15 protein-coding genes are annotated in these 15,195 nt (G+C 67.4%); 12 read left to right on the top strand and 3 right to left on the bottom strand.

The window, feature by feature from the left end:
• Positions 1-81 precede the first annotated feature (81 nt).
• From trxB to IMX13_RS13945, 5 genes are all read left to right on the top strand, one after another.
• Complete coding sequence (trxB, locus tag IMX13_RS13965) at positions 82-1,053, top strand: thioredoxin-disulfide reductase (protein WP_053517948.1); 972 nt, start codon at positions 82-84, stop codon at positions 1,051-1,053.
• Between the two features lie 83 nt (positions 1,054-1,136).
• Positions 1,137-2,261 carry a GNAT family N-acetyltransferase gene (locus IMX13_RS13960; protein ID WP_193396558.1) on the top strand — a complete coding sequence of 375 codons (1,125 nt, stop codon included), beginning with the start codon at positions 1,137-1,139 and terminating at the stop codon, positions 2,259-2,261.
• Between the two features lie 43 nt (positions 2,262-2,304).
• A complete protein-coding gene (gene aat / locus IMX13_RS13955) occupies positions 2,305-3,045 on the top strand; it encodes a leucyl/phenylalanyl-tRNA--protein transferase (RefSeq protein WP_193396557.1) in 741 nt (246 codons plus the stop codon).
• Positions 3,046-3,131: 86 nt separating this feature from the next.
• On the top strand, positions 3,132-3,350 hold the full coding sequence (gene infA / locus IMX13_RS13950) for a translation initiation factor IF-1 (RefSeq protein ID WP_005409596.1): 219 nt from the start codon (positions 3,132-3,134) through the stop codon (positions 3,348-3,350).
• A gap of 201 nt (positions 3,351-3,551) precedes the next feature.
• Positions 3,552-3,929 carry a hypothetical protein gene (locus tag IMX13_RS13945; RefSeq protein WP_065182195.1) on the top strand — a complete coding sequence of 126 codons (378 nt, stop codon included), beginning with the start codon at positions 3,552-3,554 and terminating at the stop codon, positions 3,927-3,929.
• 75 nt (positions 3,930-4,004) lie between these two features.
• Here the strand turns inward: IMX13_RS13945 and clpA are convergent, their stop codons facing one another.
• A complete protein-coding gene (gene clpA / locus IMX13_RS13940) occupies positions 4,005-6,284 on the bottom strand; it encodes an ATP-dependent Clp protease ATP-binding subunit ClpA (protein WP_065182194.1) in 2,280 nt (759 codons plus the stop codon).
• 135 nt (positions 6,285-6,419) lie between these two features.
• Here clpA and IMX13_RS13935 point away from each other — a divergent pair, with 135 nt between their 5' ends.
• Positions 6,420-7,232: an APH(6) family putative aminoglycoside O-phosphotransferase gene (locus tag IMX13_RS13935; protein ID WP_193396556.1), complete on the top strand. Its 813-nt coding sequence runs from the start codon at positions 6,420-6,422 to the stop codon at positions 7,230-7,232.
• Positions 7,233-7,275: 43 nt separating this feature from the next.
• Here IMX13_RS13935 and clpS read toward each other — a convergent pair whose 3' ends face one another.
• On the bottom strand, positions 7,276-7,602 hold the full coding sequence (clpS, locus tag IMX13_RS13930; protein ID WP_053517940.1) for an ATP-dependent Clp protease adapter ClpS: 327 nt from the start codon (positions 7,600-7,602) through the stop codon (positions 7,276-7,278).
• 108 nt (positions 7,603-7,710) lie between these two features.
• Between clpS and IMX13_RS13925 the strand changes: the two genes are divergently transcribed.
• From IMX13_RS13925 to IMX13_RS13900, 6 genes are all read left to right on the top strand, one after another.
• On the top strand, positions 7,711-8,181 hold the full coding sequence (locus tag IMX13_RS13925; protein ID WP_111186999.1) for a hypothetical protein: 471 nt from the start codon (positions 7,711-7,713) through the stop codon (positions 8,179-8,181).
• 1 nt (position 8,182) lies between these two features.
• On the top strand, positions 8,183-8,644 hold the full coding sequence (locus tag IMX13_RS13920) for an NUDIX hydrolase (RefSeq protein ID WP_065182192.1): 462 nt from the start codon (positions 8,183-8,185) through the stop codon (positions 8,642-8,644).
• A complete protein-coding gene (gene mnmA / locus IMX13_RS13915; RefSeq protein WP_193396555.1) occupies positions 8,641-9,783 on the top strand; it encodes a tRNA 2-thiouridine(34) synthase MnmA in 1,143 nt (380 codons plus the stop codon). The genes IMX13_RS13920 and mnmA overlap by 4 nt, the downstream gene beginning before the upstream one ends.
• A complete protein-coding gene (gene hflD / locus IMX13_RS13910; RefSeq protein WP_053517934.1) occupies positions 9,780-10,394 on the top strand; it encodes a high frequency lysogenization protein HflD in 615 nt (204 codons plus the stop codon). The genes mnmA and hflD overlap by 4 nt, the downstream gene beginning before the upstream one ends.
• A 191-nt stretch (positions 10,395-10,585) precedes the next feature.
• Positions 10,586-11,776 carry a methyl-accepting chemotaxis protein gene (locus IMX13_RS13905; RefSeq protein ID WP_053517932.1) on the top strand — a complete coding sequence of 397 codons (1,191 nt, stop codon included), beginning with the start codon at positions 10,586-10,588 and terminating at the stop codon, positions 11,774-11,776.
• A 98-nt stretch (positions 11,777-11,874) separates the two neighbouring features.
• Positions 11,875-12,093 carry a hypothetical protein gene (locus IMX13_RS13900; RefSeq protein ID WP_193396554.1) on the top strand — a complete coding sequence of 73 codons (219 nt, stop codon included), beginning with the start codon at positions 11,875-11,877 and terminating at the stop codon, positions 12,091-12,093.
• Positions 12,094-12,308: 215 nt separating this feature from the next.
• Here IMX13_RS13900 and IMX13_RS13895 read toward each other — a convergent pair whose 3' ends face one another.
• Entirely contained in the window at positions 12,309-15,071 is a 2,763-nt protein-coding gene (locus tag IMX13_RS13895; protein ID WP_193396553.1) for a GGDEF domain-containing phosphodiesterase, read from the bottom strand.
• Positions 15,072-15,195: the final 124 nt, after the last annotated feature.

The raw sequence follows: 15,195 nt of genomic DNA, 5'->3' as shown, positions 1-15,195 counted from the left end.
CAGCCGCCACTCTATGACCTGCCATGGATGCTGCGCAAACATCGCCAGCGCCTTGTCCCACTTACCTTTTCGCGAGTTTACATGAGCACCAGCCTGCCCTCCCGCCACCAACGGCTTGTCATCCTCGGTTCCGGCCCGGCCGGCTGGACCGCTGCGGTCTACGCCGCCCGCGCCAACCTGAAGCCGGTCGTCATCACCGGCCTGCAGCAGGGCGGTCAGCTGATGACCACGACCGAGGTCGACAACTGGCCGGGTGACGCCCATGGCCTGATGGGCCCGGACCTGATGGCGCGCATGCAGGCTCACGCCGAGCGCTTCGAGACCGAGGTCATCTTCGACCACATCCACACCGCCGACCTGTCCCAGCGCCCGTTCCGGCTGATCGGCGACAGTCACGAATACACCTGTGACGCCCTGATCATCGCCACCGGCGCCACCGCCAAGTACCTGGGCATCCCGACCGAAGAGGCCTTCAAGGGCCGCGGCGTGTCCGCCTGCGCCACCTGCGACGGGTTCTTCTACCGTGACCAGGACGTGGTCGTGGTCGGCGGTGGAAACACTGCGGTGGAAGAGGCCCTGTACCTGTCCAACATCGCCCGCAAGGTCTACCTGGTCCACCGCCGCGACACCCTCAAGGCGGAAAAGATCATGCAGGACAAGCTGTTCGCGAAGGTCGCGGCCGGCAAGATCGAAACCGTCTGGCACCACCAGGTCGAGGAAGTGCTGGGCAACGATGCCGGCGTGACCGGTGTGCGCGTGAAGTCCACCCTGGACGGCAGCACCCGCGACATCGACGCGCACGGCTTCTTCGTGGCCATCGGTCATCACCCGAACACCACCCTGTTCGATGGCCAGCTGGCGATGAACAACGGCTACCTGGAAATCCGCTCGGGCCTGGGCGGCAACGCCACCCAGACCTCGGTGGAAGGCGTGTTCGCCGCGGGCGACGTGGCCGACCAGCACTATCGGCAGGCCATCACCTCCGCCGGCTTCGGCTGCATGGCCGCACTGGATGCCGAGCGCTATCTGGATGCACAGGGCAAGGCCGGCTGAAGATTGCTCCACGCCATGACTGATCCTGGGGGCCGGCGCGGAAGCGCCGGCCTTTCTGTTTTCTTCTGACCTATCCTTGGCCCATGCCCTCCCCCCGTTTCCTCGACTCGCTGCAGTCCGTTACCGCCACCGACTGGGACGCGCTGCATGATGGCCGCAATCCCTTCGTCAGCCACGCGTTCCTGGCCGGACTCGAAGCCCACGGTTGCCTGCGCGGGGACTGGGGCTGGCAGGCACGGCATTTCACCCTGTGGGAGGGCGACGTCCTGGTCGCGGCGATTCCCGGCTACCTGAAGACCAACTCCCACGGCGAATTCGTGTTCGACCACGCCTGGGCCAATGCCTATGCCCGGCATGGCCGCGACTACTACCCGAAATGGCTCGGCGCCGTGCCGTACTCGCCGGTGACCGGACCGCGGCTGCTGGCCCGGGACGATCCAGCCCGCGCGGGCGTGCTGTCGGCCCTGCGCGGGGCGCTGCCCACGCTGGGCGTGTCCTCGGCGCATATCAACTTCCACACCGCAGCGGATGAAGCGCTGTTCGGCGATGACTGGCTGTTGCGCGAGGACATCCAGTTCCAGTGGCAGAACCCGGGCGACTGGACGACGTTCGATCAGTTCCTTGGCGCCATGGACCACAAGCACCGCAAGAACATCCGCCAGGAGCGCGCCAGGGTCACCCGCCAGGGCATCGGCTTCCGCGTCGTGCACGGCGATGAGGCCAGCCGTGCCGACCTGCAGGCGATGTACCGTTTCTACCTGCAGACCTTCGTCGAGTACGGCAATGCACCGGCGCTCACCGAGCCCTTCCTGCGCCACCTGGCCAGCAGCCTCGGGCGCGGCCTGGTGATGTTCCTGGCCGAACAGGACGGCGAACCGATTGCCGGCGCCCTGTGCTTGCGTGGGGGCGACACGCTGTATGGCCGCTACTGGGGTGGCGCTACCCTGCCTGGCCTGCACTTCGAGGCCTGCTACTACCAGGGCATCGAGTACTGCCTGCGCGAAGGCCTGACCCGCTTCGAGCCCGGCGCACAGGGCGAACACAAGCTGGCGCGCGGCTTCCTGCCGACGCGGGTGCGCAGCCGGCACAGGGTGGCCGATGCGGATTTCGCAGAAGCTCTGCAGGACTGGTGCCGGCAGGAGCGCAGGGACGTGCGGCGCTATGAGCAGACGTTGCAGCAACACAGCCCGTTCCGCACGCAGGACTAGCGCCGCCGCAGAATGGATGCGCCGGCATCGCTACACTCCCGGCATGACCCGTCAATTGCCCTGGCGCCTGGACGATGCGCCGGACGCCCCCTTCCCGCCCGCTGAAACCGCGCTGCGCAGTCCCGACGGCCTGCTGGCCGTAGGCGGCGACCTGCATCCTGCACGCCTGTTGAATGCCTATGCCGGCGGCATCTTCCCGTGGTTCAGCGACGGCGAGCCGATCCTGTGGTGGTCACCGGACCCACGCATGGTGTTCCGCACCTCCGGCGTACACCTGTCCAGCCGCTTCCGCCGCCAGCTGCGCGGCAGCCACTGGGAGGTGACTGCCGACACCGCCTTCAGCCAGGTGATGCGCGCCTGTGCTGCCGCGCCGCGCCCCGGACAGGACGGCACCTGGATCAGCCCGGCAATGGTCGAGGCCTACAGCCGGCTGCACGACCTCGGGTTCGCCCATTCCGTCGAGGTCTGGGACCGGCAGACCCTGGTCGGTGGCATCTATGGCGTGGCCATCGGTACGGTGTTCTTCGGCGAAAGCATGTTCAGCGGCGCCAGCGGCGGCTCCAAGATCGCGCTGGCCGCGCTGGCGGCCACCCTGCATGGCTGGGGCTGGGAATTGATCGATGCACAGGTGGAGAATCCACATCTGCTGCGGATGGGAGCGGTGCACCTGCCACGCGCCGCGTTTCTGGACCACGTGCGGCAGGCCGTGCGCTGCCCGGGGCGTGAAGGCCCGTGGGCCCGGCACATGGGCCGCTTGCCGGCCCGCGTCCTGGCCGGGGGTTAACATAAACTTTGCAAGCCGGCCGCGTCCCGCGTAAAATACTGCGCCTTAGGCCCAGCGTGGCCGTTTTCTGAACCGCACAGGACTACATGTCGAAAGACGATTCCATCGAGTTCGAGGGCACCGTCAGCGAGACGCTGCCGAACACCACTTTCCGCGTTCGTCTGGAAAATGGGCACGAGATCATCGCCCACATCTCCGGCCGCATGCGCAAGAACTACATCCGCATCCTCACCGGTGACCGGGTCAAGGTTGAAATGACCCCGTACGACCTGACCAAGGGTCGCATCACCTACCGCATGAAGTAAGCGGTCGGCGCGTCGCGCCACTTCGACAAGGCCAGCCTGGGTTGCTGGCCTTTTGTCATGCCCGCTCTCCGGCCCTGCCGGAGGTCATCGTGACCGATCTCACCATGACGTCAGTCAGCCCTGCTTGCGGCAGATTCGCAGTTGCGACAGCGGCAGCATTCTGGGATCCGATCCACTCCGGATCGCCACCCCTGCCCCGCCATGAACCTCACTTCCCTGCTCGCCCCCTTGGCCTTGTCCGCCATCGCCCTGCTGGCCCCGTCCGCCCATGCGGCCGACACCCCGGCGGCGCAGTGCGTGCCGCTGTCCGGCGAACAGCAGATCGTTCGCGCCGGCGCCGACAGGAACATCCTGCTCCGCTCCGGCGAAGCGCACTATGTCGTGCACTTCCGCAACAGCTGCCCTTCCGCCGTGCTGGCCACCCGCCTCGGCTTCACGACCGACGGCAAGGAGGCTGACACGCTGTGCAGCGAGGGCCGAAGCAAGCTGGACACCGGTCGCGGCTCCTGCGAGGTGGCGCGCATCGAGCCGATCGATGCCGAGCGGTTCACGCGTGAAGCGCGCCGTCGCAGCCGCTGACACCTGACAGCACAAGGGCGGCCGAAGCCGCCCTTGCCCTTTCCAGTCCTTCACGCCACAGCCCGTGGCGTCAGCTCACTCCACCGTGGCCGGCAGCAGCCGCTCCGGCTCGGCCTGGGTCTCGACCACCAGTTCGTCGTCGCGGACATCGATGCTGACCTTGCCGCCGTTGACCAGCTTGCCGAACAACAGCTCGTCGGCCAGCGGACGCTTGATCTTGTCCTGGATCACGCGCGCCATCGGACGGGCACCCATCAGCGGGTCGAAGCCATGGTGGGCCAGCCAGTCGCGCGCGGTCGGCGTGGCCGACAGGCTGACGTGCTTCTCCTGCAGCAGCATCTCCAGCTCGATCAGGAACTTGTCCACCACACGCAGGATGTGCTCGAAGCCCAGCGCCTGGAACTGCACCACCGCATCGAGGCGGTTGCGGAATTCCGGGGTGAAGCTGCGGCGGATGGTCTCCATCGCGTCGGTGGCGTGGTCCTGCTTGGTGAAGCCGATCGAACGCCGCGAGGCCTGGGCCGCGCCGGCATTGGTGGTCATCACCAGCACCACGTTCTTGAAGTTCGCTTCACGTCCGTTGGTGTCGGTCAGCACGCCCCGGTCCATGACCTGCAGCAGGATGTTGAAGATGTCCGGGTGCGCCTTCTCGATTTCGTCCAGCAGCAGCACGCAATGCGGCGTCTTGACGATCTTCTCGGTCAGCAGGCCGCCCTGGTCGAAGCCGACGTATCCCGGGGGCGCACCGATCAGGCGGCTGATCGAATGCGGCTCCATGTACTCGGACATGTCGAAGCGGACCAGCTCGATGCCCAGCTGCAGGGCCAGCTGCTTGGTCACCTCGGTCTTGCCGACACCGGTCGGGCCGGCAAACAGGAAGTTGCCGATCGGCTTCTCCGGATTGCCCAGGCCCGAGCGCGCCAGCTTGATCGCCGACGACAGGGTCTCGATGGCCGGGTCCTGGCCGAAGATCACCATCTTCAGGTTGCGCTCCAGGTGCTGCAGCACATCCTTGTCGGTGGCGCTGACCTGCTTGGTCGGGATGCGCGCCATCTTGGCAATGATGGCCTCCACTTCCTCCACGTCGATCAGTTCCTTGCGCTGGTCCTCCGGCAACAGCCGCTGGCGCGCACCTGCCTCGTCGATCACGTCGATGGCCTTGTCCGGCAGCAGGCGGTCACCGATATGCTTGACCGACAGGTCCACCGCGGCCTGCAGCGCCTCGTCGGAGTACGTCACGCCGTGATGGGCTTCGTACTTGCCTTTCAGGCCCTGCAGGATCTCGTAGGTCTCACCCACGGTCGGCTCGACGATGTCGATCTTCTGGAAGCGGCGCGCCAGGGCACGATCCTTCTCGAAGATGCCGCGGTACTCCTGGAACGTGGTCGAGCCGATGCAGCGCAGCTCGCCCGACGCCAGTGCCGGCTTGATCAGGTTGGACGCATCCATGGTGCCGCCCGACGCCGAACCGGCACCGATGATGGTGTGGATCTCGTCGATGAACAGCACGGCATTGGGCACCTTCTTCAGGGCCGTCAGCACGCTCTTCAGGCGCTTCTCGAAGTCGCCACGGTACTTGGTGCCGGCCACCAGTGCGCCCAGGTCGAGCGAATAGATGACGGCATCGGCCAGCACCTCCGGCACCGAGCCCTCGACGATGCGCCGGGCCAGGCCTTCGGCGATCGCGGTCTTGCCGACGCCGGCCTCGCCCACGTAGAGCGGGTTGTTCTTGCGACGGCGGCACAGGACCTGGATGGTCCGCTCGATCTCGTCGGCACGCCCGACCAGCGGGTCGATGCGTCCGGCCCGGGCCTGCTCGTTGAGGTTGCTGGCGAACTCGGTCAGGGCATCCCCCTTCGGCTCGCCCTCCCCGCCCTCGGCCCGGCTCTCGCCTTCGGAGGAAGGCTGTTCGCCCTCCTCGCCCAGCTTGGCAATGCCATGGGACAGGTAATTGACCACGTCCAGGCGGGTCACGTCCTGCTGGTTGAGGTAGTAGACGGCATGGGAGTCCTTCTCGCCGAAGATGGCGACCAGCACATTGGCGCCGGTGACCTCCTTCTTGCCCGAGGACTGCACGTGGTACACGGCCCGCTGCAGCACGCGCTGGAAGCCCAGCGTCGGCTGGGTGTCGCGGCCATCGTCTTCCGCCAGGCGGGACACGGAGGCCTCGATGGCCTGCTCCAGCTCCTGGCGCAGGCGGTCGGCATCGGCACCACAGGCCTTCAGTACGGCCTGGGCGGACGGGTTGTCGAGCAGTGCCAGCAGCAGGTGTTCGACCGTCATGAACTCATGCCGGGCCTCACGGGCGCGCTTGTAGCACTGGCCGATGGTGTGTTCGAGGTCTTTGCTGAACATGGATTACTCCGGCGGCAGATGGGGACAATATGCGGCCTGACTACGCGATTTCCATCACCCTAGCGGATTGCTGCGTTCAGATGGCGTTAGCAGTGCGGATTGCTTGATCTTCATTCACTCCCGGACAGCCCACCCATGAGCGAACCCTACCTGAGCCGCTGGCGATTGCGACGTGATGGTCCCGCCATCCGTACCCCGCACGCCCGGCTCTGGCCGGTACTGACCGCCGACGACCAGCCGGCAATGCTGAAGATCAGCAGTGAAACCGAAGAACAGAACAGCCATCGCCTGCTGCGCTGGTGGGACGGCGACGGTGCCGCGCGCCTGCTGGCGCACGAGGGGCCGGCCATCCTGATCGAGCGCGCCGGCGGCCAATCGCTGCGGGAGCGCTCGATCGGCGGCGATGACAGCACCTGTACCACGATCCTGTGCCAGGTCCTGCAGCGGCTGCACCGGCCACGGAGCGCACCGCCAGCGGAGCTGGTCTGCCTGCCTACATGGTTCGCCGACCTGCTGCAGCCAAGGGGCTCGCTGCCGCCACTGCTGGAACAGTGCAGATCGCTGGCGGTCGCGCTGCTGGAGGACGAACAGGAGGTCCGGCCGCTGCACGGTGACCTGCACCACGACAACGTGCTCGACTTCGGCACGCGCGGCTGGCTGGCGATCGACCCGAAACGGCTGATCGGTGATCGCGCGTTCGACTACACCACGCTGTTCAGCAATCCCGACCTGTGCGGTCCCGGCATCCACGTCGCGACCCGGCCGGAGCGCTTTGCGGCCCGGGTGACCGAGGTCAGCGCCCTGGCGGACCTGGATCGCACGCGCCTGCTGCGCTGGATCGCTGCCAGCGCCGGGCTGTCGGCCGTATGGTTCCGCAATGATGGCGACCCGGCCGATATCGACGAGACGGTCGCGGCGATGGCGCTGGAGGCGCTGGCGGAGGGGTGATCCCGCTGTAGCCGAGCATGGGCTCGGCTCTACAAGAGGCCGGTCAGGCCTTTTCCATCGTGCACAGCAGCGGATGCTGGTTCATCCGTGAATACTCGTTGACCTGGCCGACCTTGGTCTCGGCCACTTCGCGGGTGAACACGCCACAGACGCCGCGACCGCGGGTATGGACATGCAGCATCACCTGCGTCGCCTTGTCCAGGTCCATGTTGAAGAACTGCTGCAGCACGTCCACCACGAAATCCATCGGGGTGTAGTCGTCGTTGAGCAGCATGACCTGGTAGAACGGCGGCGGCGCCACTTCCGGGCGCGCGGGCTCCACGGCGATGCCGTGCTCGTGGTGGGAATCGGGGGAAGACTCGCGGGGCATCCGGTCATTATAGAGGTTGCCGCGCGCCCGCGTCGGCCCTCCCGGAATGGACGGCACGGACGGCCGCCGTCACAATTGTCCTTCCCACCCCGGTTTCACAGGATTTTCATGAAAAGGACCCTTCTGCCTGCCCTGTTGATCGCCCTGGCCTGTGCCGGTCCGGCGAGCGCAGCCGATGCCGACGCTGCCGTCGGTCGCCAGCTGGACAAGCTGGGCTACAACTACGAGGTCGACGAGGATGGCGACTACCGCCTGGTGTTCGACGTCGAGGGCGACCGCACCCAGATGGTGTACGTGCGCTCGGCGGTGGAAGACTTCGGCAGCCACAACATCCGTGAGATCTGGTCGCCAGGGTACACGTCCAAGACCAAGCAGTTCCCGGTCGCGGTCGCCAACCGCCTGCTGGAGGACTCGCAGGACGCCAAGATGGGCGGCTGGGTGAAACAGGAGGCGACCGCGATGTTCGTGGTGAAGATCGACGCCGATGCCACCGCCGACCAGCTCAGCGACGCCATCGATGCCGCGATCCGCACCGCCGACGCGATGGAACTGGAACTGACCAAGAAGGACGATCTCTGAGGTGAACGCCACGCCGGACCCGCGCTGGGCACCGCACGCCACCGTCGCCACCATCGTGGTCGACGGCGGCCGCGTGCTGCTGGTCGAGGAGACCATCGATGGCCGCGCCGTGCTCAACCAGCCTGCCGGGCACCTCGAGCCCGGCGAGAGCCTGGCCGAGGCGGCGCTGCGCGAGACCCGCGAGGAGACCGGCTGGACGGTTCAGCTGACCGACTTCATCGGCTGTTACCAGTGGACGGCGGGCGACGGTACGACGTTCCTTCGCTTCTGCTACGCGGCGCGCCCGGTCTCGCATGATCCGGCGCAGCCGCTCGACACCGGCATCGACCGCGCGCTGTGGATGACCCCGGCCGAGCTGCAGGCCGCCGGGCAACGCCAGCGCAGCCCGCTGGTATGGCAGGTCGTGGCGGACTATCTGGGTGGCCAGCGCCACCCGCTTTCGCTGGTCCGGGAGGTCGCATGAGCACCCCGCGCGTGATGGTGGGCGTTTCCGGTGGCGTCGATTCGTCGGTCGCCGCCTGGCGGCTGGTGCAGCAGGGCGAGGCCGTGGCCGGCCTGTTCATGCAGAACTGGGCCGACGACGGCAGCGGCGACTGCCGCGCCGAGGATGATCGCCGCGATGCGGTGGCGGTCTGCGGCCTGCTGGGCATTCCCTTCCATTTCCGCGACTTCTCCAGCGAGTACTGGCAAGGCGTGTTCGAGCATTTCCTGGCCGAGTACGCCGCCGGCCGCACCCCCAATCCGGACGTGCTGTGCAACCGCGAGGTGAAGTTCAAGCACTTCCTGGACGCGGCGCGTGAACTGGGCGCCGAGCGCATCGCCACCGGCCATTACGCGCGGGTGACCCAGCGCGGCCACCAGTGGCTGCTGCTGCGCGGCGCCGACCGCTCCAAGGACCAGAGCTATTTCCTGCACCAGCTGGGGCAGGAGCAGCTGGCCGCCACCCTGTTCCCGATCGGCGACCTGGAAAAGAGCGACCTGCGCCGGATCGCCCGTGACGTCAGCCTGCCGACCCATGCCAAGAAGGACTCCACCGGCATCTGCTTCATCGGCGAGCGCGACTTCCGCGAGTTCCTGGGCCGCTACCTGCCGGCCCGGCCGGGACAGATCCTCGACCCGGCCGACGGCAGCGTGATTGCCGAGCATCCGGGCGTGTTCTATTTCACGCTCGGCCAGCGCGAGGGCCTGAACATCGGCGGCGTGCGTGGCCGCCCGGCCGCGCCGTGGTACGTGGTCGGCAAGGACGTGGCCAGCAACGTGCTGTATGTCGATCAGGACCGCGACAGCCCGTGGATGCTCTCCGAACGCCTGCGTTCGGAAACCGCGCACTGGATCGCCGGCGCACCACCGGCCCGGCGTTTCGAATGCACTGCCCAGACCCGCTACCGACAGCCCGACGAGCCGTGTACGGTCGATGTGCTGGACGATGGCAGCGTGCTGGTCACCTTTGCCCGCCCGCAGCGGGCCGTCACGCCCGGCCAGTCGCTGGTGCTGTATGACGGCGAGATCTGCCTGGGCGGTGCGGTGATCGCCGCCACCGATGCGCCGCTGGAACAGCGCCTGCGCACCACCCCTTGTCCTTTTGAGGTAATCGCTGCATGAGTTTCACTGTCGACGACCGCGTCCTGGCCCTGGCCGGCATTGCCCAGGCCCTGCAGCAGGTGCGCCGCATCGCCGATACCGGCCATTCCGACGCCGCCGCTGTACGTACCGCGGTGGACAGCGTGTTCCGCGTCGACGCGTCCTCTCCGCAGGAGGTGTTCGGCGACCGCCACGCGCTGAAGTCGGGCCTGCGCCTGCTGCACAACTACTTCCGCAACCAGGGCCAGGATCCGATCCTGCCCAAGCTGGCATTGTCGGTGCTGCAGCTGGAGCGCCGCTTCGTGCAGGACGGCGCAACCGTCAACAAGGTTGCCGCGGGCATCGAGCAGGCGCAGCGCAAGGCCGCCGAACTGGGCGACAGCGGTCACCCGGATGTGCTGGCCAGCCTCGGCGGCGTCTATGCGGACACCATCAGCCATCTCAAGCCGCGGGTGATGGTGCAGGGCAACCCGCATTACCTGGGCCAGGCCGGTGTGGTCTCCGAGATCCGTGCCCTGCTGCTGGCCGCCGTCCGCGCCGCGGTGCTGTGGCGGCAGGTGGGCGGCAGCTACTGGGACTTCCTGTTTGGTCGCAAGGCGATGGTCGAGGCCGTGGACCGCCTGCTGGCCTGACCGTTGCATCCGCCGGGCATGGCCCGGCGCTACCGCATGGCCTGACCGTCGCGCAGCGCTGCAGGGGTACCGCCGGGCCATGCCCGGCGAGCGTCCGGCGCCGGAAATCCGGCGCATTCAGAAAGCGCATCGACGTTAAAGAGAAGGGGCACACGGCCGATACATCCTCCGTGCACCTCCCGAGAACGTCCATGTACTCACGCATTTTCATCCGTCTGGCCGCCCCCCTGGCCCTGACCCTGCTGCTCCCCTTCGCCATCGGCTTCGAATGGCCGGCCGCCCTGCGCTGGGCGATCCTGACCACGATGACGCTGAGCTGGCTGGGCTTTGCGTGGTGGACCGCCCGCGCCCAGGCGCACCGCTCACCGGAACAGGCCCGCGTCCTGCGTGAGCAGGACCAGCTGCTGACCGAACTGCGCAGCTTCGTCGGCAACGAAATCGACGGTTCGCGCGGCGAAGTGGAACGCGCCCGCGACCTGATCCGCCAGGCGGTATCGAGCCTGGGCGGCAGCTTCGATGCAATGAACCGCAAGTCGCGCCAGCAGAGCCAGGCGCTGTCGCGCATCGTCGACCGTGCCGGCGATGAAGGCAGTGCGGGCCTCGACGTTGCGCGGTTCGCCCAGCATGCCAGTCATCGCATGGAACAGCTGGTGGAAGCGCTGGAACAGGTCAGCGGCCAGAGCTCTACCACCGTGCAGCACATCGACCAGATGGCGCAGCACCTGGACGGCATCTTCGCGCTGCTGGAAGACGTCAAGTCGATTGCCGACCAGACCAACCTGCTGGCACTGAATGCCGCCATCGAAGCGGCCCGTGCCGGCGAGGCCGGCCGCGGCTTCGCGGTGGTCGCCGACGAAGTGCGCAACCTGTCCGAGCGCTCGACCACCTTCAACGAACAGATCCGAAAGCTGGCCCACAGCTCCAAGGACGCCATCGCCAAGGTCCGCGAGACGGTCTCGCACATGGCTTCGCGCGACATGGACCGCTCCCGCGAAGCACGCCAGGAAGCAGCGGCCATGCTGGACAACGTGGCGCAGATCAATGCTTCTCTGGGCGAAGGCATGCGCGAGGTGTCCGAGTGTGCGCGTGCCATCGACGGCAGCGTCGCCGAGGCCGTGCGCGCGCTGCAGTTCGAAGATATCGCCACACAGGCGCTGGGTGGCGTACATACCCACCTCGACCGCCTGACCGCGATCAACCGCGAAGCGGTGGCCCTGCAGGAACTCCTGCACCGCAATGGCGGCGTCTTCGACGAAGAGATCGCCAGCGCGCTGCAGCGCACCGGCAACCGTCTGCGCGAACTTCGCAACGAATGGGAGCGCCCGCCGCACAAGCCGGTCGCCCAGCAGAACATGGGCGCCGGTACCGTCGAACTGTTCTGAGACGCGTGTCCGCTGCCCTCTCCGGCAGTCTGCAAGGCCCCGGCTCGACCGGGGCCTTTGCCTGTGATCCACCGCCGAATGCATCCTGTACGCGCCCCATGGCCCTGATCAGCGCCCCGCCCTCCTCCCTCACCGACATCGAACGCCCGCGCAACGCCAGCGTGCGAGAACAGCTGCAGCAGCTGGAAAAGGTCGCGCATGAGGAGATCCGCGAGCTGCAGCAGCTCGCCGATGCGCGCTCGCCCTCGCCCGGTACCGCCGGCGAACTGCTGGGCATGGCCTGGGACCTGGGGTTGGATGGAGATGCCCTGAAGTAGCGCCGGGGCGTCTGCCGGGTCTATCGCGGCCCGAACACGAAAGAGCCGAGCGTCGGCTCGGCTCTACGGTGAAACAGGCCCATGCTCGGCTGAGGCGCAGGGATATCCATCGCTCCGACCAGAAAGCGCCGCCGAGCCCATGCTCGGCTCATATGCGCCGCAGGTTCATCGCAACCGGACAGGCCTGGAGACCGCAGGTACGCGGTCACAAATCGTCAACGCACCAGCAGCGCTTCGTTGTCGGCATCCGTGCGCGACGGTGACTGATGCTGCTGGCGCAGCCACTGCGCCAGGTCGCGCGGGCTCAGCGGCCGCGAGTACAGGTAGCCCTGGATCTCGTCGCAGCCCTGGCGGCGCAGCATGTCTTCTTCCTGGTGCGTTTCCACGCCTTCGGCCACGACCTTCATGCCCAGCGCGTGGCCCAGGTGCACGATGGCCTGGGTCACCTCGGCCGTACCCGAGTCGTGCAGCATGCCCTGCACGAAGCTGCGGTCGATCTTCAGGCGGCCCACCGGGAACCGGTTGAGGTAGTTGAGGTTGGAGAATCCCGTTCCGAAATCGTCCACCGCCAGCGGCACACCGTGCCGTTCCAGCACGTCGAAGCAATGGCGCAGGATGTCGGTGTCACGGATCAGCGCCGACTCGGTCAGCTCAAGTTCCAGGCGCTGTGGCGGCCAGCCATGGGCGTGGCAGATCTCGATCACCCGCTCGGCGAAGCCGCGATCACGCAGCTGCACGGCCGAGACGTTCACCGCGATGCGGTCGAAGTGCAGACCGGCTCTGTCCCAGGCAGTGGCCTGGCGGCAGGCTTCGTTCAGTACCCAGTCGCCGATGCGCACGATTTCACCGCACTTCTCTGCGATGGGAATGAACTCGGCCGGACTGCAGTAGCCGATGCCGGGTCGATGCCAGCGCAGCAGTGCTTCGATGGCCGGCGGCTCGCCAAGGTGGGCGTGCAGCAGCGGCTGATAGGCCAGGCTGAACTCCTCGCGCTCGATTGCGCCATGGAGTGCATGCTCCAGCTCAAGCCGGCGCTGGATGCGGGCCAGTGCGTCCTGGCTGTAGTACTGGTAGGTGTTGCGACCGGCTTCCTTGGCCGCATACATCGCGGCATCGGCGGCGCGCAGCAGTGAATCGAAATCGGTCTGGGTATCGCCCAGCATGGCGATGCCCACGCTGGCCCCCACCTTCAGCGTGGTATCGCCCCGGCGCAGCGGCTCGGCCAGCGAGCCGATCAGCTTGCGCGCCACGTGGCCAGCGTCTTCCGGTTCGGCCAGGTCGCGCAGCACCACGATGAATTCGTCACCGCTGAAGCGGCCGAACAGATCGTTGTTGCGCAGGTTCTGGTGCAGCCGGGTGGCCGCCGCCTTCAGCAGCGCATCACCGGTGGCATGGCCGAAGCTGTCGTTGATGGTCTTGAAGCCATCCAGGTCGATGAACAGCATCGCCAGCGAGGTGCCGCGATCACGCGCTTCCTCGATTGCTTCAGCCGTCTGCTCGCCCAGCAGCACCCGGTTCGGCAGGCCGGTCAGCAGGTCGTAATGGGCCAGCAGCTCGATGCGCTCGTTGGCCTCGCGCTCTCGCGTGATGTCACGGAACAGCACCACGAAGCGTGGCGGCAGGCCATCGCGCCGATCCAGCTCGATCAGCACCTGCACCCATACGCGCAGGCCGGATTGACGATAGAAGCAGAGATCCAGCTGCTCGGGCAGTCCGCCACCGGCAATCCGGCCCAGCGCCGCCTCGAACGCACTGCGCGAGTCCTCGGTGTACAGCGCCAACGCCTGGTCCAGGGTGATCGGCTCCTTGCGCAGTCCGTGGATGCGATAGCACTCTTCGGTCCATTGCATGTGCCGGGTCTGCACCTCGATCTCGCACCCGCCGATGCGGCCCAGGGCCGAAACGCGGTTGAGCAGCTCGGTACGCCAGCGGATCAGCGCATCGGTCTGGTGCTGTTCGGTGATGTTCTGCACCTGGCCCAGCAGGCGCTTGGGCTGGCCCTCGCCGTCCAGCAGCGGCTGCATCCACAGCCGCAGATGCAGCGATGGTTCGCCGCTGCCGCGGGCCAGCTCCAGCTCGAGGCTGGCGGAGCGGCCATCGCGCCACAAGCGGCGCCAGGCTGCCCGCAGCGCTCCGCGTGAACGCGGATGCAGCTGCTTGAGCCAGCGTCGCTGGCCTGGCACGTTGCCGGGCTCAAGTGCCAGCAGCGAACGCAGTTCGGGCGACCACCAGAAGGAGCCCGTGCCCGGATCGAACGACCAGCTGCCCATGCTGGCGATGCGCTGCGCCTCGCTCAGGTGCACCTGCTGTTCGTGCAGCAACGCCTCCAGCTGCTTCTGCTGTTCGATGTCGGTGTGGGTGCCGACCATCCGCAGCGGCTGGCCGTCGGCAGTGCGCGCGACCACGCGGCCACGATCAAGCACCCAGCGCCACTGCCCGTCGGGTTGGCGGAAGCGGAACTGTGCGCTGTACTGCTCGCTGGTTCCACGCAGGTGCTGATCCAGCGCGGCGCGCACGTGGACGATGTCCTCGCCGTGCACGCGCGCCAGCATTCCGCTGGCGGTCTCTTCACCCAGGCCAGGGGTGCGGGTGACGCGATCGCTGGGAATATCCCAGTCCCACAGGCTGTGGCCAGCGCTGTCCAGCGCCAGTTCCCAGCGTCCGCCACCCGCCAGCGGCACCGGTTCCGGCACGCTCAGGGTGAAGGCCAGCAGATTGCCGGCGCCGTCATGCACGGCGCGCAGGTGGCCGTCGTAATGCCCGCGCGGCCCTCCCGGCAGGCTGCACGCAACAATGCCACCGTCGGCCGCCAGCAGACGCAGGTCCTCCAGCATGGGCGCGTAGGCCGCGACCGTCGCCGGCAGGCCATGCTCGCGCGCCGCCGGATTGGCCGCCAGCGGACGGCCAGTGCGGTCGACGATGACCAGCGCCGACGCGAGCGGATGCTGCAGCAGGCTGGCGATGATCCCTTGGTCCACGCGATCTTGCTCCGGATGAAACGCCCGACAGCGGGGCACGCAGTGGTTAACGGCGCCTGCGGCGGATAATTGAGTGGCTACGGGGCACCTGCGCGGTAAGATGGCCGGCGCCCCTACCTGCTGC

Source organism: Stenotrophomonas sp. B2 (assembly GCF_014947095.1).
GTDB lineage: Bacteria > Pseudomonadota > Gammaproteobacteria > Xanthomonadales > Xanthomonadaceae > Stenotrophomonas > Stenotrophomonas maltophilia_P.
This window is presented reverse-complemented; position numbering and strand designations above follow the sequence as displayed.

Coding starts and splice junctions, on each gene's coding strand:
- trxB (WP_053517948.1), top strand. CDS start 82: ATGAGCACCAGCCTGCCCTCCCGCCACCAACGGCTTGTCATCCTCGGT.
- IMX13_RS13960 (WP_193396558.1), top strand. CDS start 1,137: ATGCCCTCCCCCCGTTTCCTCGACTCGCTGCAGTCCGTTACCGCCACC.
- aat (WP_193396557.1), top strand. CDS start 2,305: ATGACCCGTCAATTGCCCTGGCGCCTGGACGATGCGCCGGACGCCCCC.
- infA (WP_005409596.1), top strand. CDS start 3,132: ATGTCGAAAGACGATTCCATCGAGTTCGAGGGCACCGTCAGCGAGACG.
- IMX13_RS13945 (WP_065182195.1), top strand. CDS start 3,552: ATGAACCTCACTTCCCTGCTCGCCCCCTTGGCCTTGTCCGCCATCGCC.
- clpA (WP_065182194.1), bottom strand. CDS start 6,284: ATGTTCAGCAAAGACCTCGAACACACCATCGGCCAGTGCTACAAGCGC.
- IMX13_RS13935 (WP_193396556.1), top strand. CDS start 6,420: ATGAGCGAACCCTACCTGAGCCGCTGGCGATTGCGACGTGATGGTCCC.
- clpS (WP_053517940.1), bottom strand. CDS start 7,602: ATGCCCCGCGAGTCTTCCCCCGATTCCCACCACGAGCACGGCATCGCC.
- IMX13_RS13925 (WP_111186999.1), top strand. CDS start 7,711: ATGAAAAGGACCCTTCTGCCTGCCCTGTTGATCGCCCTGGCCTGTGCC.
- mnmA (WP_193396555.1), top strand. CDS start 8,641: ATGAGCACCCCGCGCGTGATGGTGGGCGTTTCCGGTGGCGTCGATTCG.
- hflD (WP_053517934.1), top strand. CDS start 9,780: ATGAGTTTCACTGTCGACGACCGCGTCCTGGCCCTGGCCGGCATTGCC.
- IMX13_RS13905 (WP_053517932.1), top strand. CDS start 10,586: ATGTACTCACGCATTTTCATCCGTCTGGCCGCCCCCCTGGCCCTGACC.
- IMX13_RS13900 (WP_193396554.1), top strand. CDS start 11,875: ATGGCCCTGATCAGCGCCCCGCCCTCCTCCCTCACCGACATCGAACGC.